The organism is Pelagerythrobacter aerophilus, from assembly GCF_003581645.1.
In the GTDB taxonomy this organism is placed as follows: Bacteria; Pseudomonadota; Alphaproteobacteria; order Sphingomonadales; family Sphingomonadaceae; genus Pelagerythrobacter; species Pelagerythrobacter aerophilus.
Genome location: NZ_QXFK01000015.1, coordinates 73,197 through 98,301 on the forward strand (window position 1 = coordinate 73,197; position 25,105 = coordinate 98,301).

Consider the following 25,105-nt stretch of genomic DNA (forward strand, 5'->3'; position numbering starts at 1 on the left):
GCTCTTAGGCGCTCTTCAAGGCAAGTAGCGTCCGGCGAGCAACGTTTGCCACAAGCGCCGCCCATCGCGTCTGGTCGGCCCCGCACTCGATCATGTCCTGGCGGACTTCGATCGTGAGATAAGGTCGTCCATGCGCCTCCGCATGGCGGTTCATCGTCGCATTGAGCTGCTTGCCCGAATAGGGCTGGTTGTCGCCGACGGTCAGCCCTTCCTCGGCGAACAGACGGATGGCGTGCCGCGCCGCCCGATCGTCCTGGTTGTAGAGCAGCGCCACTTCCCACGGCCGCTCCTCGCCGCCGCTTTCCAGCCGCGGGGTGAAGCTGTGGAGCGCCACAATCAGCTCAGGCTGTGCCGTATCGAGCCAGTCGCCCAGCGCCGCGTGATAGGGTCGGTGGAACCGCGCCAGACGCTCCTCGACGTCGGCGTCGACATTGCCCGGTATTACAAACCCGTCGCTGGCGGCTGGAACGACGGCGGGAGAATCCTCCTCCCGGTGCAGGTCGCAGACCAGGCGGCTGATGCAGGCGATATGCGCGGGAATGCCGTGGGCCAGCGCCATCTCCTCCGCGACGCCCTCCACGCCGATGTCGACGGCGATGTGCTTCCCCAGCAGCTCGGGCGCGATGCCGAGTGGAACGTCGTCCGGCACGAAGCTGGACGCATGGTCCCCCACGCACACGATCCCGCCCCGCGCGATCTCGCCCACGTGCCGATAGGGTGAATGGCCAGTCATCTCAGCTTTCCTTGCATTTGCCACCAGTCGGGACGGTCCGAAGCGAGCCGAGCGGCGGCATCGGCCTGCGTTTCGGCTCTTTCGAAGAGGGCGAAGCACGTGGCGCCGGAACCCGACATGCGGCTGAGGAACGCGCCCGTCTCCCGCAGCTCGGCGAGAACATCGGCGATCTGCGGGCACTGCACGATGGCTGCCGCTTCGAGATTGTTACCTCCCTCGCGCGCAACACCGGAGGCAGGCCCATCGGGCAGAGGCCCGCAATCGGTCCCGTCCCAAGCGGCAAAAACGCTCTTGGTCGAGAGCGGCATGCGCGGGTTCACGAGCAACACGGGCGTCCCCCTGAGGTCGTTCTCCAGCGGCGCAAGTTCGGTTCCGGTCCCGCGTCCGATGCAGGCCTCGCTCTCGACGCATGCCGGCACGTCCGCGCCCAGCCGGGCGGCACGCTCGCGCCAGTCGTCCGGCAGGCCATAGACGTCGCGCACGAGGCGGAACACGGCCCCCGCGTCCGCCGATCCGCCACCGAGGCCGGCCGCGACCGGCAGGTTCTTCTCCAGCGTTACGGCAAGGCTATTCGCGCGCGGGAGCGCGGCCAGTGCGCGGCTGACGAGGTTGTCGAGCGGATTGTCGATCCCGCTCGCGAATTCGCCCATCGTGGTCACGCTGTCGGCTTCGGTTGCCTTCGCGCTCAGCACGTCGCCGCGATCGACGAAGGCGAAGGCCGTCTCGAGCTCGTGATAGCCATCCTCGCGTCGCCGACGGACGTGCAGCGCGAGGTTGATCTTGGCGTAGGCGGTTTCACGCATCAGAGCCGGGTGCAACCCGTCACATATTCGGATAGTTCGGACCGCCGCCGCCCTCGGGCGTGACCCATTCGATGTTCTGGTTCGGGTCCTTGATGTCGCAGGTCTTGCAGTGGACGCAGTTCTGCGAGTTGATGACGAACTTGGGATCGCCCTCCTCCACGTCCACCCACTCGTAAACCCCGGCCGGGCAGTAGCGCGTCGAAGGCCCGCCATAGACGCCCAATTCACTCGCCTCCTGCAGAGCCATGTCCTTCACCTTGAGGTGGCAGGGCTGATCCTCGGCATGGTTGGTGTACGAGTAGGATACCGAAGTCAGTCGATCGAAGCTGATCTCACCATCGGGCTTCGGATAGTCGATCGGCTTGTGCAGGTCCGCCCGATGCGTGTGCGTGTAGTCCGGCGTGTGCTTCATTGTGATCGGCAATCCGATGCCGAGCGTGCGCATCCACATGTCGATCCCGGCGAGCGCCGTGCCGATGTCGCCGCCGAACTTGGCGACTGCGGGCTGCGCGTTCTTTACCTTCTTGAGCTCGTCCGCGATCCAGCTCGAACGAACGGCGGCATCGTAGTCCGACAGCTCGGTCTTCTCGCTGCCGCCAGCGATCACAGCCGCGACCGCCTCGGCAGCGAGCATGCCGCTCTTCATCGCGGTGTGGCTGCCCTTGATCCGCGGCACGTTGACGAACCCCGCCGCGCAGCCGATCAGCGCCCCGCCGGGGAACGCCAGCTTCGGCACAGACTGCCAGCCGCCTTCGTTGATCGCGCGCGCGCCATAAGCGACGCGCTTGCCGCCTTCCAGATACTCCCGGATCGCCGGGTGGTGCTTCCAACGCTGGAATTCCTGGAACGGCGAGACGTAGGGGTTCTCGTAGTCGAGCGCCGTGACGAAGCCGATCGCCACCTGTCCGTTCGCCTGATGATAGAGGAAGCCGCCGCCCCAGGTGTCGCTTTCCGACAGAGGCCAACCTTGGGTGTGGATCACGCGGCCGGGGACGTGCTTCTCGGGATCGATGTCCCACAGCTCCTTGATGCCAAGCCCGTAAACCTGCGGCTGGCAGTCCGCCTCGAGGTCGAACTTCGCCTTCATCCGCTTGGTCAGGTTGCCGCGCGCCCCTTCTGCGAAGAGCGTGTACTTGGCGTGGATCTCCATGCCAGGCTGATAATCAGGTTTGTGGCTGCCGTCGGCGGCGACACCCATGTCCTGCGTCACCACGCCGGCAACCGCTCCGCTCTCGTCGAACAGCACGTCCGCGGCGGGAAAGCCCGGAAAGACCATCACGCCCAGCGCCTCGGCCTGCTCGCCCAACCAGCGGGTCATGTTGCCGAGCGAACCGGTGTAGCAGCCGTCGTTCGACAGGAACGGCGGCATCAGCAGGTGCGGCATCGACCACTTGCCCGACTTGCCCAGTACCCAGTGCCAGTTGTCGGTCACCGGCGTCTCGGCCATCGGACAGCCCTGCTCCCGCCATTCGGGGAGCAATTCGTCCAGAGCGATCGGATCGACCACCGCACCCGAGAGGATGTGCGCGCCGATTTCCGATCCCTTTTCGAGAACGACGACTTCGAGCGCATCGTTGATCTGCTTGAGACGGATCGCCGCGGCCAGGCCCGCAGGCCCCCCGCCGACGATCACGATGTCGCATGGCATCGATTCACGTTCGCTCATCCCGGTTCGGTCCTTCGTAATATTGCGTTGACGAGACTTGGTTCATGCCTTGATTGCTGCGGCGGGGCAGGTCAAGACCACAGCCGAGATGGCCGAACGCCCGCCCCCGCCCCTTGCCGAGCAGCTCGCCGCCGCCTTCGACTGGTGGCGCGACGCCGGCGTCGATTGCGATTTCGCCGAGGACGCTACGGATTGGCTGGCCCCGCCGGAAGACGAGGCTCCCAAGCCGGCCGCCAGACCGGTAGCTGCGGCTCCGGAACCGCTGGCACCGCGGGCCGAACCCTCGCCGAAAATCGACGCCGACCGATCGATGTGGCCGACGGACCTTGCCGCATTTCGTGAATGGTGGCTCACGGCCGACACGCTGGACCAGGGCGGCGCGTATCCTCGTGTGCCCCCTCTGGGTCCGTCGCAGGCTTCGCTGATGATCGTAGTCAACCAGCCGGAAGAAGGTGACCGCGAACGCCTCCTGTCAGGACCGGAGGGCGCGCTTCTGCAGGGTTTCCTTCGCGCAACCGGTACCGAGCCAGACACGGTTTATCTCGCCTCCCTCCTGCCCCGCCATGACCCCGCCCCGGACTGGGCGACGATCCGCTCCTCCGGCTTCGGGGAATTGCTTGCCCACCACATGGGTCTCGTCGAACCCCGGCGTGTTCTTTTCCTCGGACGCAACATTCCACCGCTGCTGGGACACGACATGACGCAACGTCCTGCAATTTTACCGGAATTTAACCATGAAGGGCGAAGTATTCCTGCCATGGGGGCCGGAGGGCTCGCGGATATGCTCCGTTCAGCGAAGCGACGCGAGCGGTTCTGGCGATGCTGGCTCGATTGGACGTATGGCGACGGACGCACGGATTAAGCGGGGTTGGAAGCTGGCGGCAACGATTGCCGCAGCGCTCGCGTCCGCGATCGTGGCAGCGCCGGCCGCAGCGAACAGCAGTGCGGAATATTTCCGCTCCCGCGCGCTCAACAGCAATGTCCCGCAACTGCTGAGCCGGCCCGACCGCGATTACTACTCGCAGCTCTTCCAGGCCATCGACCGCGAGGATTGGGCACGCGTCCAGGCTATGTTCGCCGAACGCGGCGACGGACCACTGCACCAGATTGCGCGCGCGGAATACTATCTCGCGGCCAACAGTCCGCGGGTGGAACTTCCGGCCATCCAGGCCTGGCTCGCCGCAGGCAGCCGCTTGCCGCAAGCCGAGCAGATGGGCAATCTGGGTCTGACCCGCGGTCTCCTGTCCGCCCCTTACTTGCCGCAAGAGCAGAATTTCGTGCGGCAGCCTTACGCTTCCAAGCGCGTGCGCCCCGCCACGGTCGACGATGGGACGATGCCTGGCGACGTACGCACGGCAATCCTCGAGCGGATCACCAACGACGACCCCGGCGGCGCACGCCTGCTGCTCGATGGGGTCGATGCCCTGCTCAGCCCGCCCGCCCGCGCCGAATGGCGCCAGCGCGTGGCCTGGAGCTACTATATCGAGAACGATGATCCCGCCGCGCTGGCGATGGCGCTGACGGTCCATCAGGGATCCGGCGCGTGGGTGGCGGAAGGCGACTGGGTCGCGGGGCTCGCCGCCTGGCGGATGGGTGACTGCGACACCGCGGCAGATGCCTTCAGGCGCGCTGCGAGCGGGTCGACCAACAACGAACTCACCGCGGCGGCCTTCTATTGGGGTAGCCGCGCGCTCGTCCGGTGCCGCCATCCGGAGAAGGCCAGCGAACAGCTGCGCGGCGCGGCTCGGTTCGATGAGACGCTCTACGGCATGCTCGCCCGCGAGCAGCTCGGCCAGGCCTTGCCGCAGACACACGCCGGTGCCGACTTCTCGATGGAGGATTGGCAAAAGCTGCGCGAGATCGAGAACGTGCGGATCGCGGTTGAACTCGCGGAAATCGGGCGAGATGATCTCGCGGACGAGGTCTTGCGGCACGAGGCGCGGATCGGCAATCCGGAGCACTACGACGAGCTCTCGCGGCTTGCGCGCGACATGGGGCTGCCGTCGACCCAGCTCTGGATGGCGCACAATGCGCCGCGCGGTGCGGCCGCCGAGCCGGCGCTGCGCTATCCCGCACCGCGCTGGGCACCGGTTAACGGATGGAAGGTCGATCCCGCTCTCGCCTACGCGCACACGCTGCAGGAATCGGTCTTCCGGGCCGATGCCGTCAGCCCGGCGGGCGCACGCGGCCTGATGCAGATCATGCCCGCTGCGGCAATTGACCACTCCGGCGGCCTGGGCGTCGCGGGCTCGCCCAACGACCTCTCGCGGCCGGAGATCAATCTCGCGTTCGGACAGGCGCATCTCCGAATGCTCCGGAACGCTCCCGCGACGGGCGGGCTGCTGCCGAAAGTCATGGCCGCCTACAACGCGGGTCTCACGCCGGTCGGCCGCTGGAACACCGAAGTGCGCGATCTCGGCGATCCGCTGCTCTACATGGAGAGCATCCCTTATTGGGAGACGCGCGGTTACGTCTCGATCGTGATGCGCAACTACTGGATGTACGAACGCCAGGCCGGCGGCGCCTCCGAGAGCCGGACCGCCCTCGCGCAGGGCCTGTGGCCGACCTTTCCCGAACTCTCGGGCGGCGGCGGAGTGCGGGTGACGGCGCGGGACTGATCCGCCCGGCTTCTGGGCCGAGTCCTTGGAAAACCGATAAAGAACGCCGCTGCGACACGCTGTAGTCGGGACCCGCTCCACGTCGTCTCGCAAACCGACTGGCACCGGCTATATGTTCGTGATATGTTCTCATTCATGGAGAAGCGCCTTGCCCCCGCCGTGAACGGCCGCGGAGCCCAGTCCGGTGCTGTGCCGGATCGCTTCGGACTGGCGACGCGCGAGACCGACGGCGACTGGCGCGACTACATGGAGACTCTCGACGGCCCGCCGGTCAAGCTGCGCACCACGGTGACCGAGGAACGGCCGAAGACGATCCTCTCGTTCAACCGTTCGCCCGACATCGCATTCGACCGGTCGATCAACGCTTATCGTGGGTGTGAGCATGGCTGCATCTATTGCTTCGCGCGGCCGACGCACGCCTATCATGACCTGTCGCCGGGCCTCGACTTCGAAACGAAGCTCTACGCCAAACCCGACGCGGCGCGGCTGCTGCGCGAGACGCTGGCAAAGCCGAAGTACCGCCCTCGCCCGATTGCGATGGGCACGAACACCGATCCCTACCAGCCGATCGAGCGGCGCTACCGCATTACCCGCCAGGTGCTGGAGGTGTGTCTCGACGCGCGCCATCCGGTGACGATCACCACCAAGTCCGACCGGGTGCTGGATGATCTCGACTTGCTCGTTGCAATGGCAGAGCAGCAGCTGGTCGCGGTGGCGATCTCGGTCACCACGTTCGACCCAAAGCTGTCGGGTAAACTCGAACCGCGCGCCGCCGCGCCCGCGAAGCGGCTCGCAGCGCTGGGAAAACTGGTCCAGGCGGGCGTGCCGGCGCACTGCTCGATCGCGCCCATCATTCCAGCGATCACCGACGAGTTCATGGAAGAGATCGTTGCGCGAGCGGCAGCTCTCGGAGTGCGCTCGGCAGGGTGGATACCGCTGCGCCTCCCGCACGAAGTCGCCCCGCTGTTCCGCGAATGGCTCTCGGTCCATTTCCCGGAACGCGGCGACAAGGTCATGTCGATCGTTCGATCCATTCGCGGGGGGCGCGACAACGATCCGGATTTCTTCACCCGCATGAAACCGAGCGGCGTGTGGGCCGACCTCTTCCGCGCCCGCTTCCGCATCGCCTGCAAGCGCGCCGGGATCGGGAAAGAGCGGTTCGAGCTCGATTGCTCGCAGTTCAGACCGCCGGAGATCGGCGGACAGATGCGGCTGTTCTAGGCCGTCTGCGCCTGACGGAAGCAGGCGGCTGCGGCGATCCAGGGCAGCATGAGCACGATCGTCTGCGGCCAGATCGCGTAACCGCGCGATGCAGCTATCACTCCGAGAAGAGCGAGGCCCGCTACCGCGCCGATAGAGACGAGCGCCAGACTCAACGCTCGAAACCGCACGAGGACCGCCGCCAGAACTACGAACGCGAGGAGCGCGAAGTACAGGAGGTTGAAAGGATCGGCCTCGTTACCCGCGATGCCAACGGCGAGGTTCGCCCATATCGTAAAAAGTATGGCGCCAAGCGCGAGACCTGCTCCCGCGCGATACGCCAGGCTGGCGGATCTGCGGAACAGGAATTCCGCCATCAGCCCGATCGTGCCGAGCACGATTGCCACGACGATGAAGTCGAAAGCCGTCCAGTCCACCTCACTCGTGAACTGCATCGCGACAAGCGGCGCGCATAGGACCAACCCTGCGATCGACCATGCGCCGATGCGGATCGCATTGGCGGGCTGCATTCGCAAAGCCATCGTACGCCTCCTCTGTGGAAACGGGCTCTCAGTGAGCGCGGCGATGAATAATACCCCCACATCACCTGCCGACGCCACGGAAGACGCGTTAGAACGCTTCCCCGCCCTCGCCCGGCTTGAAGCGCACCAGGCGGCTATCCACCAGCGCGGCAGTGCGATTGACGACGGCCTGTTGGTAGTCGGGGTCCTTGATCATCTCGAAGAAGGCTGCGCTGTTCGGATATTGCGCAACGAAACCGTCGTGCCAGCGGCGATCCTCCGGCCCCGTCACCATCGTCTGGAACGCACCGCGCCAAACGATCGTGCCGCCGACACGCCGGAAGATCGGTCCGGAGGTGGCGCCATATTCCTCGTAGGCACGCCGCCCCGTCCAGCCCTTCTCCGCATGCTCGTGGCCTGCGGGGTATTCCGCCAGATCGCGGTAGAGCAGCAAGTTGAGCATATGGATCGGCTCGTCACGCGGGAGCGCCTTGAAGGCTTCGAAATTCGCGCGGCTGGGATCGATGTAATGGGTCATTTGCTACTCCCTCATGCCTCCAGTCGGTAGTCGCCGAACCGCGCGCGCAGGTCCTTCTTGCTGATCTTGCCTGTGGCCGTATGGGGGATTTCGTCGACGAACTCGACGGCGTCGGGCAACCACCACTTCGCGACCAGCGGTGTGAGATGCTCCATGATCTCGTCGGCCGTGACATCCTGCCCCGCCTTCTTCACCACGAACAGCACAGGGCGCTCATCCCACTTCGGGTGCGGAATCCCGATCGCTGCCGCCTCGGCGACCTTTGGATGGCCACAGGCAGCGTTCTCGAGTTCGACCGAGCTGATCCACTCGCCGCCCGACTTGATGACGTCTTTCGTGCGGTCCGTCAGTTGCAGCGTGCCGTCCGGGTGGAGAATGCCGACATCGCCGGTATCGAACCAGCCATCGGCAGTCACCGCATCCTCGTCAGCCTTGAAGTAGCGCTTGATGATCCACGGCCCCCGGATCTGCAGCGCGCCGGCGGTCTTGCCGTCGCGCGGCAATTCCTTCGTCCAGTCGTCGAGATCGACGGTCCGCAGTTCCACGCCGAACACCGGGCGGCCCTGACGCGTAACGATCTCGACCTGCTCTTCGAAGGACAGGCTGTCCCAGTCGGGCGTCGGCGCGCCGACGGTGCCGATGGGGCTGGTTTCGGTCATGCCCCAGGCGTGAGCCACCCGGCTGCCGTTCTTCATCAGGCGTTCGATCATGAAGCGCGGCGCAGCCGAACCCCCGATGATCGCCTGCTGCAGCTTGGGCAGCGGCGTGCCGGTGGCGTCGCAATGCTGGAACATCGCCAGCCAGACCGTCGGCACACCGGCAGAGTGAGTAACGCCCTCCCGCTCCAGAAGCTCGCACAAGACGGCCGGATCGTTGACCGCCGAATAGACGAACTTCACTCCCGTTATCGCCCCCGCCCAGGGCAGGCCCCAACTTGCCGCGTGGAACATCGGCACGACCGGCAGCATCACGCTGCGCGCATCGAAATCGAAGCTGTTCGGCTGAACGCCGGCCATGGCGTGCAGCATGGTCGAACGGTGCTCGTAGAGAACGCCCTTGGGGTGCCCGGTTGTGCCGCTGGTATAGCAGAGCATGCAGGGATCGCGCTCGTCGACCGCGACCCAGCTGGTGTCACCGTCGTAGGCGCCGATCCAGTCTTCGAAGCCCAACCCCGCGAACCCGGCCGGCGGATCGTAGCAAACGTAGTGCTCGATCGTGGTCCACTTCTCGCGCATCTTGTCGACGATCGGCTGGAAGGCTGCGTCGTAGAGCAGCACCCGGTCCTCGGCATGGTTCGCGATGTACTCGAGCTGGTCGTCGAACAGACGCGGGTTGATCGTGTGGAGCACGCCGCCGGCCCCTACGGCGCCATACCAGCTCACCAGATGGCGCGAATGGTTCATCGCCAGGGTCGCAACCCGGTCACCCTTGCGGATTCCGAGCGCCTGCAGGGCCTGCACCATCTTCAACGCATCGCTCCGCACGCTCGCCCAAGTCGCGCGGGTTTCCGTGCCGTCAGCCCAGTGCGTTACATGCTCGCGAGGACCGTGTTCGCGGGCGGCGTGGTCGATCAGGTGGGTGACCACGAGGTCCCAGTCCTGCATGGCTCCGAGCATCGGCGTTTCTCTCCCGTTCAATTTCTCTTTGCCACTTTCATGCCGCCGCTTGCGCGGCTTGGCAATCGGCGGCAGGCGGGACGAATGAATCCATTCCAGCAATCGAAGTTTTATCTGGTCGAGCACCTGCATCTCGCGAGGGACGCGCTGCACATCTATGTCGCGCTGATCGTCCTGTTCGGATCGTGCATCCTGTTCGGATGGAAGGTGCACCAGTGGAAGCCGTGGCTGCTGGTGCTGCTCGCCGCGGTCGTGGGCGAGGTGCTCGATATTCGGGAAATGCCCGGCCCGTTCGAGAGCGCCATCGGGCGCGAGAACGTGAAGGACATTCTCAACACGATGGCTGTTCCGACCATCTTGCTGATCGCGGCGCGTTACACGAAGCTCTTCACCCGGCCCCAGACGACCGCCGACGCGGCCCGGGACTCAAGCCACGAGGCGCAAGTGCCCGCCGCCCCTCTGGGTGGCGAGCGCGACGTTCTCTAGTCCGTCGATCTCGGCCAGGCGCTCCGCGAGTTCACCGTCGAGGCGATAGTCGCGGCCCAGCCGCAACAACGGCTCGCTCTCGCCGCCGATCTTCAACCGCACCTGGACCTCGCCATGCCCCGGCGTGCCGATCTCCAGTGCCATCTTGAGTTCTGCGATCGCCTCGGCGCTGATCACGTCCATCGTCAGCAGCATGCGCGAGCCGCTCTTGACCTCGTCGAGCGGCCGCGCCCCGCGCACTGTCACGCGCGGCGGCTCGTCCGGGCTGGGGCTGTCGAGCTCGACGTTGAGCAACACGCAGGTCCCCTCCGCTGCCCATTTCTGGAAGCTTTCGACAAGCGTTTCCTCGAAGCAGGCCGCGCTGAACTGGCCCGAGCTGTCGGAGAAGTCGGCGCGCACGAACTCACCCCCGCGGCGGGTGCGGCCCTTGTTCACCTTCTCGACCATCGCCGCCATTACCGCGGGCTGCCGGCCGCCTGCGGGGCCGCCGCCCTGCATCAGGCTCTGATAGCTGCGCGCGCCGTTGGCCGAGGCGACAGCGCGATATTGCTCGACCGGGTGAGCGGAGAAGTAGAAGCCGAAGTTCTCGCGCTCCTTCGCCATGCGCTCGGTTCGGCTCCACGGCTCGGCGTCTTTCAGACGCAGCGTGTCACCTGCTGCTTCCTCACCACCGAACAGGCCGACCTGTCCGCTCTCGCGCTCCCGGTTCGCCGCATCGGCGACGGCGAGCAGCATGTCGATGTTGGCGAACAGCTTCGCACGATCCGGTTCCAGACCATCCAGCGCGCCGGCGCAGATCAGGCCTTCCAGCTGGCGGCTGTTCATCGATCCCTTGGGAATGCGCTCGAACAGGTTCTGCAGGCTTTCGAACCAGCCATGCGCCTCACGCTCGACGACAAGCGCTTCCATCGCCTTCTCGCCGACGTTCCGAATGCCCGCAAGCGCATACCGCACCGCATAGCCCTCGTCGGTTCGCTCGACGGTAAACTCGGCCTCCGAACGGTTGATATCGGGCGCACGCACCTCGACCCCACCGCGCCGCGCATCGTCGACGAACAGGGCGAGCTTTTCCGACTGATGCATGTCGAAGCACATCGAAGCGGCGTAGAACTCTTCGGGGTAATGCGCCTTGAGCCACGCGGTCTGGTAGGCAAGCAAAGCGTAGGCTGCGGCATGCGACTTGTTGAAGCCGTAGCCGGCGAACTTGTCGATCAAGTCGAACAGTTCGTTGGCCTGCTTGGGCTCGATCCCGGACACTTCCTTGCACCCGTCGACGAAGCGCTGGCGCTGCGCATCCATCTCGGCCTGGACCTTCTTGCCCATCGCGCGGCGCAGCAGGTCGGCGTCGCCGAGCGAGTAGCCGGCGAGGATCTGCGCCGCCTGCATGACCTGTTCCTGATAGACGAAAATGCCGTAAGTCTCGGCCAGGATGCCTTCGAGCTTGGGGTGCGGATACTCGATCGGCACCTCGCCCCCCTTGCGCTTGCCGAACAGCGGGATGTTGTCCATTGGGCCCGGCCGGTAGAGCGAGACGAGCGCGATGATGTCCTCGAACTTGGTCGGCTTCACCGCGGTCAGCGTACGCCGCATGCCTTCGGATTCGAGCTGGAACACGCCGACCGTGTCGCCGCGCTTGAGCAGTTCGTAAACCGCCGGATCGTCCCACGCGAGCGTGCCGAGATCGACCGTAATCCCGCGCTTTTCAAGTAGTTGCACAGCCTTCTGCAGTACCGACAGCGTCTTGAGGCCGAGGAAGTCGAACTTGACCAGTCCGCTGCTCTCGACGTGCTTCATGTCGAACTGCGTGACCGGCATGTCCGAGCGCGGATCGCGGTAGAGCGGCACCAGCTTCGCCAAAGGCCGGTCGCCGATCACCACGCCCGCCGCGTGGGTCGAGCTGTTGCGCGGGAAGCCTTCAAGCTGCATCGCGAGATCGACCAGCCGCTTGACCTCGTTGTCGTTGTCGTACTCGCGCTTGAAGTCGGCCGCGCCGTTGAGCGCACGCGGCAGGGTCCACGGATCGGTCGGATGGTTGGGCACCATCTTGCACAGCCGGTCGACGTGGCCGTAGCTCATCTGCAGGATGCGCCCGCAGTCGCGCAGCACCGCGCGGGCCTTGAGCTTACCGAAGGTAATGATCTGCGCGACATGATCGTGTCCGTACTTGCGCTGGACGTAGCGGATCACCTCGCCGCGGCGGGTTTCGCAGAAGTCGATGTCGAAGTCGGGCATCGAGACGCGCTCGGGATTGAGGAAGCGTTCGAACAGCAGGCCCAAGCGGATCGGATCGAGGTCGGTGATCGTCAGCGCCCAGGCGACCAGCGAGCCCGCGCCCGAGCCGCGCCCAGGCCCCACCGGGATGTCGTTGTCCTTGGCCCACTTGATGAAGTCGGCGACGATGAGGAAGTAGCCGGGGAAGCCCATCTGGTTGATGATCCCGACCTCGAATTCAAGGCGCTTCTTGTATTCGAGAACCTCGTCCCAGATGCCGCCCGCGCGCAGCTTCTCGAACGCGCGCGCATTCCCCTCTAGCGCCTCGATCGATGGTGCGCACAGGGCCTCGACGAGCTCCGCATGAACGGATTCCAGATAGTAAGGCTCGAGCCGCGCCACGAGGCCCTTTCGCGCGTCCTCCGCCAGCATCTTCGCCTCGCCTTCGAGGTCGCCCGCGAGGCTGGGCAGGATCGGTGCGCGGCTTGGCGGCGCGAAGGCGCAGCGCTGCGCGATCACCAGCGTGTTCGCGGTCGCTTCGGGCAAGTCTTCGAATGCCTCGTCCATGGCCTCGGCAGGCTTGACCCAGGCTTCGCGGTTGGAGCGCGCACGCTCTTCCGCCTCGATATGCGTCGAACCGGCGATGCAGAGCATGGCATCGTGCGCATCGTACATATGCGCCTCTGCGAAGTTCGCCGGGTTCGTCGCCACCAGCGGCAGGTTGCGCTGATACGCGAGGTCTATCAGCGCCCCCTCCGCCGCGTCCTCGACCGCATTGCCGCGCCGGGCGAGCTCGACATAGAGCCGGCCCGGGAACAGCGACTCGATCCGGTCGAGCAGCGCCTCGGCATGATCGCGCTGCCCTTCGGCCAGCAGCCGCGTCAGCGCGCCCTCGCTCGCCCCGGTAAGTGCGATCAGGCCCTCGGTGCGCCCCTCCAGATCGGCCAGCGCGACATGGGGTTCGAATTCGAGCGGCCGTTCCAGATGCGCCTTGCTGACGAGGTGGCAAAGGTTGTCGTAGCCCACCTCGTCCTGCGCATAGAGCGGCAGGTAGTCGACCTGCTTGCCCTCTGCATCCCGTGCAACCCCGAGCAGCGTGCCGACGATCGGCTGCACGCCCTCGTCGATACAGGCCTTTGCGAACATGACCGCGCCATAGAGCCCGTTGCGGTCGCAGATCGCAATCGCGGGGAAGCCGCGTTCCTTCGCCAGTTTGGCGATCGCCTTGGGATCGATCGCCCCTTCGAGCATCGAATAGGACGACAGTACGCGCAAAGGAACGAACGGGGCGAAAGGCATCGCCCGCAATATGCGGGTCGCAGCGGGATTCGCCAAGGCAGAGCTCGACGCTTTCCCCATTCATCCGGATAACGTCAGAGCAGCGCCTCGATATCCTTCGCGATCGCGTCCGGCTTGTCCGTGGGTGCATAGCGACGCACCACATTTCCCTCACGGTCGATCAGGAACTTGGTGAAGTTCCACTTGATCGCTTTCGAGCCCATCAGTCCGGGCGCTTCCTTCTTCAGCCAGTCGAACAGCGGCGACGCGTCGTCGCCGTTCACGTCGACCTTTGCCATCAGGGGAAAGGTGACGCCGAAGTTCAGCTTGCAGAACTCGGCGATTTCGTCGGCGCTGCCGGGTTCCTGCGCTCCGAACTGGTTGCACGGGAAGCCGAGCACCTCGAACCCGCGATCGACATAGTCCTCATAGAGCTTCTCCAGCCCTTCGTATTGCGGTGTGAATCCGCATTTGCTGGCGGTGTTGACCACCAGCAGCACCTTGCCGAGCTTGTCCTTCAGGTCGAGCGTCTCGCCCCGGTTCGTGGTCACGGTGAAATCGGCGATCGTGGTCATGCGGCTGGCCTCCCTGCTACGTGCTCCGACATACCACGCCGCGGGGCGCGATCATCCCGGAAAGTCGCTCCGCGCCGCCAGCGCTTCGATTTCAGCGCGCTCCAGCTTGTGGTCGCCCGCCTTCTGGATGACGAAGTCCCCGCGCCGCTCGGGCGGATAGGCCATAACTTCCGCCACCATCTCGGCGAGCGTACCGCGGCGCAGGCCCTTGGCGCCGTCGAGTATACCCTGCCCGTCATGAGCGGTGTGGATCGATGCGCGATCGTCCCACTGAATGCCCTCCTGGTGGGTCTCGGCGGCTTTGAACGTGCTGGGATGATCGGTCATGCGGGTCCTCCTTCTGCATGACCAACGTCCGAAACGGGCGCGGGGTCCGTTACTCGAGCTTGCCTTCGTGCAGGCGAAGGACGCGGTCCATCTTGCCCGCCAGCCGCTCGTTGTGCGTCGCCACCAATGCCGCACTTCCCTCGCCGCGCACGAGTTCGAGGAACTGCGCGAGCACACGGTCCGCGGTGTGCTCGTCGAGATTGCCGGTCGGCTCGTCCGCCAGCACCAGCGTCGGGCGGTTGGCCAGCGCGCGGGCCACGGCGACGCGCTGCTGCTCGCCGCCCGAAAGCTGGCTCGGACGATGGTCGAGCCGCTGTGAAAGGCCCAGCGCGCCGAGCAGCTCGCGCGCCCTCGTGGTCGCATCGTCCCGCCCACTTCCGGCGACCAGCTGCGGCAGCATCACGTTCTCCTCGGCATTGAAGTCGGCCAGGAGGTGATGAAACTGATAGACGAAGCCGAGATGCTCGCGCCGGACGCGCGTCCGGCCGTCGGACGGCAGCGTGCTTGCGGGAGTGCCGGCGATCTCGATCGAGCCCCCGAAGCCGCCTTCCAGCAGTCCCACCGCCTGAAGCATCGTCGACTTGCCCGAGCCCGACGGGCCGAGCAATGCGACGATCTCGCCGGGCTGAATCTCGAGATCGATGCCGCGCAGCACATCGATGCGTTCGCCGCCCTGTTCGAAGCTGCGCGTCAGGTTCTTGAGGCGAACGACGGGGTTACTCATAGCGCAGCACCTGCACGGGATCGGTGCTCGCCGCCTTGTAGGCCGGGTAGAGCGTTGCAAGGAAGCTCAGCACCAGGGCGAGGGCAACGATGCCTGTGACCTCCAACGGATCGACGCGCGCGGGCAGCATTGAAAGGAAACGGATCGAGGGATCCCACAGATTCTGTCCCGTCACGACTTCGATCACCTTCACGATCTGCTGGCGGAAGGCGAGCACGAGAAAGCCGAGCGCCAGGCCAGCCGCAGTCCCGATCGCGCCGACCGTAAAACCAGTGGTGACGAAGATCTTGAGCAGGCTGCGCCGGGTAGCACCCATCGTGCGCATGATCGCGATGTCCCTGGTCTTTGCGCGCACGAGCATGACCAGGCTCGAAAGAATGTTGAACGCGGCAACCAGCACCATGAAACTCAAGGCAAAGAACATGGCCACGCGTTCGACCTGCAAGGCCTCGAACAGGGTCGAGTTGATGGTCTTCCAGTCATTCACGACGGCGCGGCCGGCAAGATTGCGTTCCACAGGTGCCATGATCTCTTCGACCCGGTCGGCGTCGGTGGTCTTTACCTCGATCATGCCGACCGTGTCGCCAAGGAGCAGCAATCGCTGCGCCTCCTGCATCGGCATGACGACGAATTTCTGGTCGTAGTCATAGATCCCGATCTCGAAGATCGCCGCGACGCGATAGCCGATCTGCCGCGGCATCGTGCCGAACGGCGTAGCGCGCCCTTCGGGATTGATGATGGTGATCGTCTCGCCGAGGCGCACGCCGATGTTTTCCGCCAGACGCGCGCCGATCGCGACATTGCGTTCGCCCGCCTTGAGTTCGGAGAGATTGCCCACGACCACGTTGGGTGCGAGCCGGTCGATATCCGTCTGCGTATTGCCGCGCACCAGGATCGCCTCGACCCGGCCGTTAAAACTCACCAGCAGCGGCTGTTCGATCAGCGGAGAGGCATGCACGACGCCCGGCGTTTCGCGGATGTCCTCCAGCACGCTCTCCCAATTATCGAGCCGGCCGCCGTATGCCTGCACGATGGCATGGCCATTGAGCCCCACGATCTTGTCGAGCAGCTCGGCGCGAAAGCCGTTCATCACGCTCATCACGATCACCAGCATCGCGACGCTGAGCATGACGACGCCGACACTGATGCCGGCAACCAGCGCGATGAACGCCTCGCCCCGTCCCGGCAGCAGGTATCGCTTGGCGATGGTTCGTTCGAATAGGGAGAGGATCAAGGCGAGCGATCTCGTCGGTTCTGAGGTGTGGCGCAGCTTTAGGCACCCTTTCCTGTCTGCGCAATGAAATCCCCGGGACGCCCGGCTGGCCGAAGCGCCCCTTGTAATCGGGCTGCAACATCGCCATTGAGCGCCCCGAGACGCGCGCAAACCCGGATCGCATCCACATGAACCTCACTCACCCGTTCCGCGACGAGGACGGCGACAAGCTCCGCGAGGAGTGCGGCGTCTTCGGAGCCGTCAACGCAGCGGACGCTGCCGCCGCGACCGCGCTCGGCCTCCATGCACTGCAGCACCGCGGGCAGGAAGCGGCCGGCATCATCAGCTTCGACGGCGGCGAATTCTACCAGCGCCGCGGGCTCGGCCACGTGGCGGAGAATTTTTCTTCCAGCGAGGCGATCGCGGAACTGCCGGGTTTCATGGCCGCCGGCCACGTCCGCTATTCCACTACCGGCGGGTCGGGCATGCGGAACATCCAGCCGCTCTACGCAGATCTTGCCAGCGGCGGCTTCGCCGTGGCGCACAACGGCAATATCTCGAATGCCGGCACGCTGCGTCAGGAACTTGTGAGCAAGGGCGCGATCTTCCAGTCCACGTCCGACACCGAAGTCATCATCCACCTCGTCGCTACCAGCCGCTATCCGACGATGATCGATCGCCTGATCGATGCGCTGCGCCTGATCGAGGGCGCCTACGCCCTGGTCGTGATGACACCAGAGGGAATGATCGCCTGCCGCGACCCGCTCGGTATCCGGCCGCTCGTGATGGGCAAGATGGGCGACGCGACCGTGTTCGCCAGCGAGACGGTGGCGCTCGACATCGTCGGCGCCGAATTCGTGCGCCAGGTCGAACCGGGCGAACTGGTGAAGGTCGATTTCGACGGTAACGTGGATTCGCTCCATCCTTTCGGTGCACGCGGTTCGCGGCCGTGCATTTTCGAACACGTCTATTTCAGCCGTCCCGATTCGATCTTCGACGGGCGCAGCGTCTATGCCGCGCGCAAGGCGATCGGGGAGCAGCTCGCGATCGAAAGCCCGGTAGAGGCGGATCTCGTCGTGCCTGTGCCCGACAGCGGCGTGCCCGCAGCGATCGGCTATGCCCAGCAATCGGGCGTGCCGTTCGAACTCGGCATCATTCGCAGCCACTACGTCGGGCGGACCTTCATCCAGCCGAGCGACGGCGCGCGCCATTCGAGCGTGAAGCGCAAGCACAACGCCAACCGCGCGCTGGTCGAAGGAAAGCGCATCGTGCTGATCGACGATTCGATCGTGCGCGGCACGACCAGCCTGAAGATCGTGGAGATGATGCGCGAGGCAGGTGCGGCCGAAGTCCACTTCCGCGTCGCCAGCCCGCCCACCGCGCATTCATGCTTCTATGGCGTCGATACGCCCGAACGCTCGAAGTTGCTCGCAGCGCGCATGGAAATCGAGCCGATGCGCGAGTTCATCAAAGCCGACAGCCTCGCGTTCGTCTCGATCGACGGACTCTATCGCGCAGTAGGCCACGACGCCCGCAACACGGCGTGCCCGCAGTTCTGCGATGCCTGCTTCACCGGCGACTACCCCACCCCGCTGACCGATCTCGCCACGCGTGAGCATCGAGAGGCGCAGCTTCCGTTCGACAAGGTCGCCTGATGTCCGACGCCAAGCCTCTCGAAGGGCGCATTGCGCTCGTCACCGGCGCGAGCCGCGGGATCGGCGCGGCGACGGCGGTAGCGTTGGCAAAGGACGGTGCGCATGTCGTCCTTACCGGACGTGACGTGCGCGCGCTCGAGCAAGTCGAGGATGCGATCCACGACATCGGCGGCAACGCGACGATCGCACCGCTCGACCTGACCGAACAGGACGGGATCGCACGCCTCGCCTCCGCGGTCGCCAGCCGGTGGGACAAGCTCGATATCCTCGTAATCTCAGCCGCTTACATGCCCACGCTGACCCCGGTCACTCAGATCGAGCCCAAGCAATTCGGGCAGGCGGTTACTATCAACCTTCTCGCGACCCAGGCCTTGCTCGCCGCGTTCGACCCGCTGCTGAAGCGCAGCGACGGTGCGCGTGTCGTCGGGCTGACAAGCAGCGTCGGGTCGCAGCCGCGAGCGTTCTGGTCGGCCTATGGCTCGACCAAGGCGGCGTTCGAATCGCTGCTCGACAGCTATGCCGAGGAAGTGCGCAAGCTCGGCGATATCCGCGTTGCCATCGTCGATCCGGGTGCCACCCGCACCGCGATGCGCGCCAAGGCCTATCCTGGCGAGGATCCTCAAACCGTAAAGCATCCCGAAGTCGTGGGCGAACGGATCGCTGCGCTCGTCACCGAAGGCTTCGAGACGCGCCATCGCGAGCGCGTGGTTAATCCGGCTTAACCCTGTCCGATAACCCGCTGGAAAGCAGGCTAGGTCAGCTTTCCCGAGCGCCCGCGCGCGACGCGTGGCGCAGGCTCGTAGGGAAAGGAACCAGGCGATGACGGTGCAATCTTCCGGACGCTATTCGGTCGCCGCGCAGGAGGACCGCTGCGCGCCGCGCACCAAGCTGACGATCCCCGCACAGCTCCGCGCTTCCGGGGGCCGTGCCTTCCAGACGGTCGTCCACGATCTGTCGATCTCCGGCTTTTCCGCAGCGGCGATCAACCGCATGCACCCGGGGCAGGTGTGCTGGGTGACGCTGCCCGGGCTCGGCGCACTGCAGGCCGAAGTGATCTGGTGGGACAACTGCCAGGTCGGCTGCGCTTTTGCCGAGCTGCTGAGCCCGATCGTCCACGACAACATTGTCAGCAAGCACCACAGCGGCGGAGTCTACCGCAGCGCCTGCTGAGCGTATCAATCGGCCGCGGCGATCTTCTGCACGAGACCGCCCCACTGGAGCCGCAGGTCGCGGCTCGACGCCACCGGCCAGTTGCTGACAACGGCCACCACCAAGCGGTCCTCCGGCACGATCGTGATCGCCTGGCCGAAAATTCCCTGCGCGCCGTAGGCGCTGGGGTACGTCCACCACTGGTATCCGTAGCCGAAGCCCGGCGTGTCGAACGCCACCTGTCGCCCGGTCGCCTCGGCGAACCAGCCCTGTGGCACGACGCCTTCGCCGCCTTCGAGCACGAACTGGCCGAAGCGCGCGTAGTCCGACAGGCGCAGCGACAGGCAGCACCCACCGATGTTGCCGCCGGTCAGATCGGTCATCCAGAACAGGTCGCCCGAGAAGCCTGCCGGATCGACGACCTTCTCCTTGGCGTAGTCGGCGAGGCTCCGGCCAGTGGCTTCCTCCACCAGCACGCCGAGCAGGTTGGTCTCGAGCGTCTTGTAGACCCACTTCTCGCCCGCAGGTGCCTCGCGCTCCAACGTGCGCGCATATGTCACCGCCTGCGATTCACCAGGAACGGGCGCGACGGTGAGCATCTTCGCCACGTCGCTGTTCGGATCGGTGTAGTCCTCGTTCCACTTTACGCCTGAGGTCATCGTAGCAAGCTGCTCGACGCTTACGCCTTCGTACGCCGTTCCGGCCAGCTTCGGGATATAACGGGTGACCGGATCGTCCATGCTCGCGATCAGCCCGTCTGCCACAGCCGCACCTAGCAAGGTCGAAGTGAAACTCTTAGCGACCGAGAAGCTGGTCCAGCGCTGCTTCGGCCCGAAGCCGAGGCCATACTTCTCGTAACGGACCTTGCCCTCATCGATCACCATAATTCCCGCGGCATTGCTGGAGGCGAGAAAGGCATCGACCGCTGCGGCGGTTTCGGCGGGCAGTGGCGAGCCGGCAGGCAGCTCGCGTACATCGCCGGCACTGGTTGCCTCAATGCCTGCGAAGAAGTCTTCCATTCGCCGGAAGCGATCGGTACGTGTCGCGGCGTCCCAGAAAAGGACCTGCTGGTCCTGCAGCGCGATCGTTTCGGAGGGCTGGGTCGGATAGACCTCCAGCCGATCCGCAACGGGCGCGCTCGCGCAGCTCGCCAGCAGCGCCGCCGCCAGCGCGATCCCGAATATCCGCATTCCCCTTACCCCTCCTTGACCAGCGTAACCTGCTGAACGTCGATCCCGCGCCCGCGGAACCCGCCTTCGCAGTACATCAGGTAGAACCGCCAGAGCCGGCGGAAGCGTTCGTCGAACTCGGCCGGCAGCCGCCCCTGCGCGGCCGCCGCGTCGAACCGTTCGCGCCAGGCCTTCAAGGTCGCGGCATAATCGAGCCCGAAGCTCTCGCAATCCTCCCACCGAAGCCCGCGTTCGCGCGCGAGTTGCTCGAACTCGCTGGTGCGGATCAGCAGGCCGCCGGGAAAGACATAGGCCTGGATGAAGTCCGCGCTCCTCGCGTAATCTTCGAACAGGCTGTCCTTCATCGAGATAAACTGGATCGCTGCGCGGCCGCCGGGCTTCAAGCAGCGGGCGATGCAGTCGAAATAGCTCGGCCAGTATTCGCGCCCGACCGCCTCGACCATCTCGACGCTGACGATCGCGTCGAACGTCTCCTCGACATCGCGGTAGTCCTGCTTGCGGAAGTCGATACCCGGGTCGTGGCGCTCACGCGCCCAGGCAAGCTGCTCCTCCGACAGGCTGATGCCGGTAACCTGCGCGCCGGCCTGAGCGAAAAAGTCCGACAGGCCGCCCCAGCCGCAGCCGATCTCGAGCAGGGTCTCCGGCGCGCCGACACGCTCGGCGAGGCGCGCCCACTTGCGCCGCTGCGCCGCTTCGAGGTCATCCCCCTCGCCCCAGATTGCCGAGGAATAGCTCATCGTCGGATCGAGCCAGGCAGCGTAGAAGTCGTTGCCGAGGTCGTAGTGCGCGTGGATGTTGCGCTCCGCGCCTTCGGGCGTGTTGCGGTTCATCCAGTGCGCGAGCCGTGCGGCCCAGCGAAACGGCCCGCGCGCGCGACCGGTGTCGCCCAGCGCGTCGCCATTGGCCATGAACAGGGCGAACAGCGGCACCGGGTCGGGGCTGTCCCACTCGCCCGCTTCCCAGGCCTGATACCAGCCGATCGAGCCGTTGGTGGCGAGCCGCATGAGCGCGCGCCAGTCGTGGATCGTCACCTCGGCATCGAAACCGGGCCCCCGTCCGCCCACCACCCGGGTCGTGCCGTCGGGCAAGCGGCCGGTAATCGACCCGTTTTCGAGCCCCGCGTCAACGCGATCGAGGATCTTGTGAAAGCCCGGCGCGAACAGGCGCGCAAGCAGGCCAGGGCTGCGCTCGAACCGTGCGCCGCCAGTGAGGAGGGTTTCGCCCCTGCCTATCCCCTCTGCCTTCATGCGGCTCCTATGGACCGGGCGAAACGGCGGTTCAAGCATCACATCCGGCGCGAACGGCAGTGCGCAAGCGACTACGATCGTGCTAACATCCCCGCGTTACGACATGGGGGCCGCGATGACCAATCCGTTGATACGCAATGCCCTGGCAGTGGGTGCCGGGCTGGTTGCCGCCATGATCGCGATGGCGATCGTCCAGACGATCGGCGACGCGGTGCTACCTTCCCCGCCCGATCTCGCCGGCATGGAAGATCCGGCGCAAGCGATGGACCTGGTACCGGTCGAAGCGCGAATTGCAGTCGCCCTCGCCTGGTTTCTCGGTGCGCTGGCGGGTGCGTGCGCCGCGATCGCGATATCGCGGCGGGTGCTGCCGGCCTGGATCGTCGGTCTCCTGATCGCGCTCCTGGGCGTATGGAGCACGCGAATGGTGCCGCATCCCGACTGGCTGCTTGCGGCCAGCGCCGTTTTGCCGCTTGTCGCCGTGCTGGTCGCCAAACGACTGATGATCCGGCGGATCGTCGCGGTTTAAGGGGGGAACGGCCCACCCGGCTGCGGGTTGCCCCTGCAATGGACGAGCTCTCCCGCGACACCCACCACCTTCCTGCAGAGACGGTCCGCCTGCCCGAGCGTGGGTTCACCATCGACCGGCGCAAGGCGCTGATCGCCGGCGCGCTGTGCTGGGCAGGTTTCGCCATCGTCGTCTGGTCCGTCGCTAACGGACGCATGGACGTTTTCGACCGGGTCGGGCTCCTGTCGGGACGCACCGGCACCGAACTGGCGCTCGTCGGGCCGGAGCTGGTGCGCGAGATCGTGCGCGACGTCACCGCACTCGGCGGCGTGTTCCTGCGCAACCTGTTCGCGATCGGCGGGGTCGTCGCGCTGCTATTCCTCCGGCTCAAGCGGGAGGCCATGCTGTTCGCCATGACCGTCATCACGGGATGGTTGGTCAACGGAGCCCTAAAGTTGGCGGTGGGACGCGAACGGCCTCAGATCGTCCCACACCTGATGGACGCGAGCGGCCAGAGCTTCCCTTCGGGCCACAGCTTCAACGCGGCCGTGGTCTATATCGCGATGGCCCTCGCCTTCGCCGCGCTGAGCCGCCGGCAATCCGTGCGCTATACGGTGATCGGCGCTGCCATGCTGATCTCCGCCATGGTCGCATGGAGCCGCGTAATGCTCGGCGTCCATTTCCCCAGTGACGTGGTCGCCGGCTGGCTCGGCGGCGCCGGCTGGGCCTTCATGGCGGCGGCGCTGCTCTACCGGCCTGCCAAGGCGGCGGCGGAGAGCGAAGCGGCTGAGAACCTTGCCCGCGCCTAGCGCGGCGCGAGAGGGCTGCACTGCACGTCGGGCAGTGCAACGCTGAACCGGTCGCGGGCTCGGGGATCGTAGAAGCGCGCATCGCGCAGGATTACCGAACCATCGGACGCGCGCTCGGCGAACGGCGCGCGAGACCAGAAGAGGAAGACCCCGACTTGCGGATTGGCATTTTGTAGCGCCCGCACGGGAGCGATGTCGCAAACTTTTTCCGCAGGATAACCAGGGCAGTCATCAAAGCAGAAACGATTAATTGCTTCGGGATTCTTCAGCGCACCATCCCATTCGGTAGAACTCCAGATCATGTTCTCCTGATAGGTCAGCACCTCCCGTGACCAGAATTGAATGGGAACAGGACTTATTATTTTTGTACTCCCGTGATCGACGCTTTTCTCAAAATCATACTGATACGCCGTAATCGCCCCGTTCAACCCGATGTAACCAACAGCCACCGCAATCGCTATCCGCGCCGGACGCCGCCACTCTCCGCCTTGTCTCTCCCGTCGCAGCGAGAACCAGGTAGCAAAGCCCATCAGTGCCCACAGCCACACATCAATGATGAACAGCGTGTCGCCGTAGAACCAGCGGCTCGAGAACGGCTCGAGCAGGCGGATGCCGTAGACGTTGAGCCAGTCGAGCGCCGGATGCGACAAGCCGGCGATGAAGCTGAGCGCGTAGAGCCAGCCGAAATGCACCGGCAATCGCCCTTTGGGCCGCCGCCCGCGGCTTGCCTGCCATCGGTCGAACCACCAGAGTGCGCCTGCAAGGATCAAGGGCAGTAGCACCCAAGCAATCGGCCCGTGGGTGATCCCCCGCCGAAATCCGAGATGCTCCACCCCGTCGAGCCAGAAGAAGCACGCCGCGTCGACGTCCGGCAGGTTCGCGCCGATGATCAGCGCGGGCATCGCCAGCCCGGTCTTCCGCTTGAGCCCCGCCTGCCCGATCAGCGCCCCGACGAGGCTGTGGGTGATGTTGTCCATTTCCCCCGCTAGTCGCTGCGATCAGACCGGATCGGCAGCCGTTCCGCTGACGGTCCAGGTCTGGCCCTTGCCGAGGAGCTTGGCGAGGTCCGCCGTCTTGCCCTCGCTCGCCTTCGCACGCTCTTCGATGACGGCGGTTTCGAAGGTCGGGCGCGGGTCGTCGTAGAGGACGCCGAGCGCCATCGGGAACGGGCCGAACGGCATTTCGATCAGCATGTGCGCGATCGAGCGGTTGGTGACGTCGTGCACCAGGACCTCGGCCGCCTGCCAATCGCCGTCCACGACGTCGACCACCTTGAGTTCAAGACGGTCGCGGTCGAGTGCGATGCCCCTGGCGCCGCCAGCGAACAGCATCGGTTCGCCGTTCTCGAGCCAGAGCTGCCGATCCTCGGCCCCCTTGGGTGCGGCGAAGTCGTTGAACACGTCCTTGTTGTAGACGATGCAGTTCTGGAAGATCTCGATGAAGGCCGCGCCCTGGTGTGCGTGGGCGGCCTTGAGCACATCCGGCAGATTCTTCGATACGTCGAAGCCGCGGCCAACGAAGCGCGCGCCCGATCCGAGCGCGAAGGCGGCGGGCCGCGCCGGATGGTCGTAGGAGCCGAGCGGGGTCGACGGCGACTTCGTGCCCTCGCGGCTGGTCGGCGAGTACTGGCCCTTGGTCAGGCCGTAAATCTCGTTGTTGAACAGCATGATCTGCATGTTCACGTTGCGCCGGAGCACGTGCATCAGATGGTTGCCGCCAATCGACAAACCGTCGCCGTCGCCGGTCACCAGCCAGATATCGAGATCGGGATTGGCCAGCTTCACGCCCGTCGCCACCGCAGGCGCGCGGCCGTGGATCGTGTGGAAGCCATAGCTTTCCATGTAGTACGGGAAGCGGCTCGAGCAGCCGATGCCGGAGATGAACACCGTGTTCGCCGGATCCGCGCCGAGTTGCGGCAGCGTGCGCTGCACGGCCTTGAGGATCGCATAGTCCCCGCAACCCGGGCACCAGCGAACTTCCTGGTCGGTTTCCCAGTCCTTGAGGGTGGTTTCGATCTTTACTGGGGCGTTCATAAAATCAC

At 65.5% G+C, this 25,105-nt stretch carries 24 protein-coding genes; 9 read left to right on the top strand and 15 right to left on the bottom strand.

Translation table 11 applies throughout. The features are described from left to right. Positions 1-4: 4 nt before the first annotated feature. The 3 genes from D2V04_RS07595 to D2V04_RS07605 are packed head-to-tail and all read right to left on the bottom strand — an operon-like array spanning position 5 to position 3,202. Entirely contained in the window at positions 5-733 is a 729-nt protein-coding gene (locus tag D2V04_RS07595) for an N-formylglutamate amidohydrolase (RefSeq protein ID WP_119512726.1), read from the bottom strand. Continuing rightward, positions 730-1,536 (bottom strand): 4-(cytidine 5'-diphospho)-2-C-methyl-D-erythritol kinase, encoded by an 807-nt coding sequence (locus D2V04_RS07600; RefSeq protein WP_119512728.1) that lies wholly within the window; start codon positions 1,534-1,536, stop codon positions 730-732. Before D2V04_RS07600 ends, D2V04_RS07595 begins: the two co-directional genes overlap by 4 nt. A 19-nt stretch (positions 1,537-1,555) precedes the next feature. After that, positions 1,556-3,202 carry an electron transfer flavoprotein-ubiquinone oxidoreductase gene (locus D2V04_RS07605; protein WP_119512730.1) on the bottom strand — a complete coding sequence of 549 codons (1,647 nt, stop codon included), beginning with the start codon at positions 3,200-3,202 and terminating at the stop codon, positions 1,556-1,558. A gap of 88 nt (positions 3,203-3,290) precedes the next feature. On the opposite strand from D2V04_RS07605, the gene D2V04_RS07610 reads away from it, so the two are divergent. The 3 genes from D2V04_RS07610 (at position 3,291) to D2V04_RS07620 (ending at position 7,041) form a co-directional block, all read left to right on the top strand. Further along, a complete protein-coding gene (locus D2V04_RS07610; protein WP_119512732.1) occupies positions 3,291-4,064 on the top strand; it encodes a uracil-DNA glycosylase family protein in 774 nt (257 codons plus the stop codon). Beyond that, positions 4,042-5,820 carry a lytic transglycosylase domain-containing protein gene (locus D2V04_RS07615; RefSeq protein WP_119512734.1) on the top strand — a complete coding sequence of 593 codons (1,779 nt, stop codon included), beginning with the start codon at positions 4,042-4,044 and terminating at the stop codon, positions 5,818-5,820. Before D2V04_RS07610 ends, D2V04_RS07615 begins: the two co-directional genes overlap by 23 nt. Before the next feature lie 123 nt (positions 5,821-5,943). After that, positions 5,944-7,041: a PA0069 family radical SAM protein gene (locus D2V04_RS07620; protein WP_182849701.1), complete on the top strand. Its 1,098-nt coding sequence runs from the start codon at positions 5,944-5,946 to the stop codon at positions 7,039-7,041. Here D2V04_RS07620 and D2V04_RS07625 read toward each other — a convergent pair. The 3 genes from D2V04_RS07625 to D2V04_RS07635 form a co-directional block, all read right to left on the bottom strand. Further along, positions 7,038-7,562 carry a hypothetical protein gene (locus D2V04_RS07625; protein ID WP_147391795.1) on the bottom strand — a complete coding sequence of 175 codons (525 nt, stop codon included), beginning with the start codon at positions 7,560-7,562 and terminating at the stop codon, positions 7,038-7,040. The two genes, D2V04_RS07620 and D2V04_RS07625, sit on opposite strands and share 4 nt — an antisense overlap. An 88-nt stretch (positions 7,563-7,650) precedes the next feature. Next, on the bottom strand, positions 7,651-8,079 hold the full coding sequence (locus tag D2V04_RS07630; RefSeq protein ID WP_119512740.1) for a DUF1330 domain-containing protein: 429 nt from the start codon (positions 8,077-8,079) through the stop codon (positions 7,651-7,653). 11 nt (positions 8,080-8,090) lie between these two features. Then, complete coding sequence (locus D2V04_RS07635) at positions 8,091-9,695, bottom strand: long-chain fatty acid--CoA ligase (protein WP_119512741.1); 1,605 nt, start codon at positions 9,693-9,695, stop codon at positions 8,091-8,093. 84 nt (positions 9,696-9,779) lie between these two features. On the opposite strand from D2V04_RS07635, the gene D2V04_RS07640 reads away from it, so the two are divergent. Further along, positions 9,780-10,181, top strand: coding sequence for a hypothetical protein (locus tag D2V04_RS07640; RefSeq protein ID WP_119512743.1), 402 nt, complete (start codon positions 9,780-9,782; stop codon positions 10,179-10,181). Here D2V04_RS07640 and dnaE read toward each other — a convergent pair. The 5 genes from dnaE to D2V04_RS07665 all read right to left on the bottom strand — a co-directional run bounded on the left by dnaE (position 10,122) and on the right by D2V04_RS07665 (position 16,530). Then, positions 10,122-13,691, bottom strand: a complete 3,570-nt coding sequence (gene dnaE, locus D2V04_RS07645; protein WP_119512745.1) for a DNA polymerase III subunit alpha — start codon at positions 13,689-13,691, stop codon at positions 10,122-10,124. The two genes, D2V04_RS07640 and dnaE, sit on opposite strands and share 60 nt — an antisense overlap. A 74-nt stretch (positions 13,692-13,765) precedes the next feature. Next, positions 13,766-14,245, bottom strand: a complete 480-nt coding sequence (locus tag D2V04_RS07650) for a glutathione peroxidase (protein WP_119512747.1) — start codon at positions 14,243-14,245, stop codon at positions 13,766-13,768. Between the two features lie 51 nt (positions 14,246-14,296). Continuing rightward, the gene (locus D2V04_RS07655) at positions 14,297-14,572 is read right to left on the bottom strand and encodes a hypothetical protein (RefSeq protein WP_119512749.1); all 276 of its coding nucleotides are present in this window, start codon (positions 14,570-14,572) and stop codon (positions 14,297-14,299) included. Positions 14,573-14,621: 49 nt separating this feature from the next. Then, positions 14,622-15,296: an ABC transporter ATP-binding protein gene (locus D2V04_RS07660; protein WP_119512751.1), complete on the bottom strand. Its 675-nt coding sequence runs from the start codon at positions 15,294-15,296 to the stop codon at positions 14,622-14,624. Next, complete coding sequence (locus tag D2V04_RS07665) at positions 15,289-16,530, bottom strand: lipoprotein-releasing ABC transporter permease subunit (protein WP_119512752.1); 1,242 nt, start codon at positions 16,528-16,530, stop codon at positions 15,289-15,291. The genes D2V04_RS07660 and D2V04_RS07665 overlap by 8 nt, the downstream gene beginning before the upstream one ends. A 167-nt stretch (positions 16,531-16,697) precedes the next feature. On the opposite strand from D2V04_RS07665, the gene purF reads away from it, so the two are divergent. The 3 genes from purF to D2V04_RS07680 all read left to right on the top strand — a co-directional run bounded on the left by purF (position 16,698) and on the right by D2V04_RS07680 (position 19,334). Continuing rightward, positions 16,698-18,164 (top strand): amidophosphoribosyltransferase, encoded by a 1,467-nt coding sequence (gene purF, locus D2V04_RS07670; protein WP_119512754.1) that lies wholly within the window; start codon positions 16,698-16,700, stop codon positions 18,162-18,164. After that, complete coding sequence (locus D2V04_RS07675; RefSeq protein WP_119512756.1) at positions 18,164-18,886, top strand: SDR family NAD(P)-dependent oxidoreductase; 723 nt, start codon at positions 18,164-18,166, stop codon at positions 18,884-18,886. The genes purF and D2V04_RS07675 overlap by 1 nt, the downstream gene beginning before the upstream one ends. Positions 18,887-18,983: 97 nt before the next feature. Further along, positions 18,984-19,334, top strand: a complete 351-nt coding sequence (locus D2V04_RS07680) for a PilZ domain-containing protein (RefSeq protein ID WP_119512758.1) — start codon at positions 18,984-18,986, stop codon at positions 19,332-19,334. A 5-nt stretch (positions 19,335-19,339) separates the two neighbouring features. On the opposite strand, the gene D2V04_RS07685 is transcribed toward D2V04_RS07680, so the two are convergent. Next, positions 19,340-20,503 (bottom strand): serine hydrolase domain-containing protein, encoded by a 1,164-nt coding sequence (locus tag D2V04_RS07685; protein WP_119512760.1) that lies wholly within the window; start codon positions 20,501-20,503, stop codon positions 19,340-19,342. Between the two features lie 5 nt (positions 20,504-20,508). After that, complete coding sequence (locus tag D2V04_RS07690; RefSeq protein WP_119512762.1) at positions 20,509-21,750, bottom strand: SAM-dependent methyltransferase; 1,242 nt, start codon at positions 21,748-21,750, stop codon at positions 20,509-20,511. 115 nt (positions 21,751-21,865) lie between these two features. Between D2V04_RS07690 and D2V04_RS07695 the strand changes: the two genes are divergently transcribed. Further along, on the top strand, positions 21,866-22,276 hold the full coding sequence (locus D2V04_RS07695) for a hypothetical protein (RefSeq protein WP_147391796.1): 411 nt from the start codon (positions 21,866-21,868) through the stop codon (positions 22,274-22,276). Between the two features lie 38 nt (positions 22,277-22,314). Then, positions 22,315-23,064, top strand: a complete 750-nt coding sequence (locus tag D2V04_RS07700) for a phosphatase PAP2 family protein (protein ID WP_119512766.1) — start codon at positions 22,315-22,317, stop codon at positions 23,062-23,064. Here D2V04_RS07700 and D2V04_RS07705 read toward each other — a convergent pair. Together D2V04_RS07705 and D2V04_RS07710 are read right to left on the bottom strand one after the other, a co-directional pair. After that, on the bottom strand, positions 23,061-24,041 hold the full coding sequence (locus D2V04_RS07705) for a metal-dependent hydrolase (protein ID WP_119512768.1): 981 nt from the start codon (positions 24,039-24,041) through the stop codon (positions 23,061-23,063). The two genes, D2V04_RS07700 and D2V04_RS07705, sit on opposite strands and share 4 nt — an antisense overlap. A 21-nt stretch (positions 24,042-24,062) precedes the next feature. Beyond that, positions 24,063-25,097 carry a 2-oxoacid:ferredoxin oxidoreductase subunit beta gene (locus tag D2V04_RS07710; protein WP_119512769.1) on the bottom strand — a complete coding sequence of 345 codons (1,035 nt, stop codon included), beginning with the start codon at positions 25,095-25,097 and terminating at the stop codon, positions 24,063-24,065. Positions 25,098-25,105: the final 8 nt, after the last annotated feature.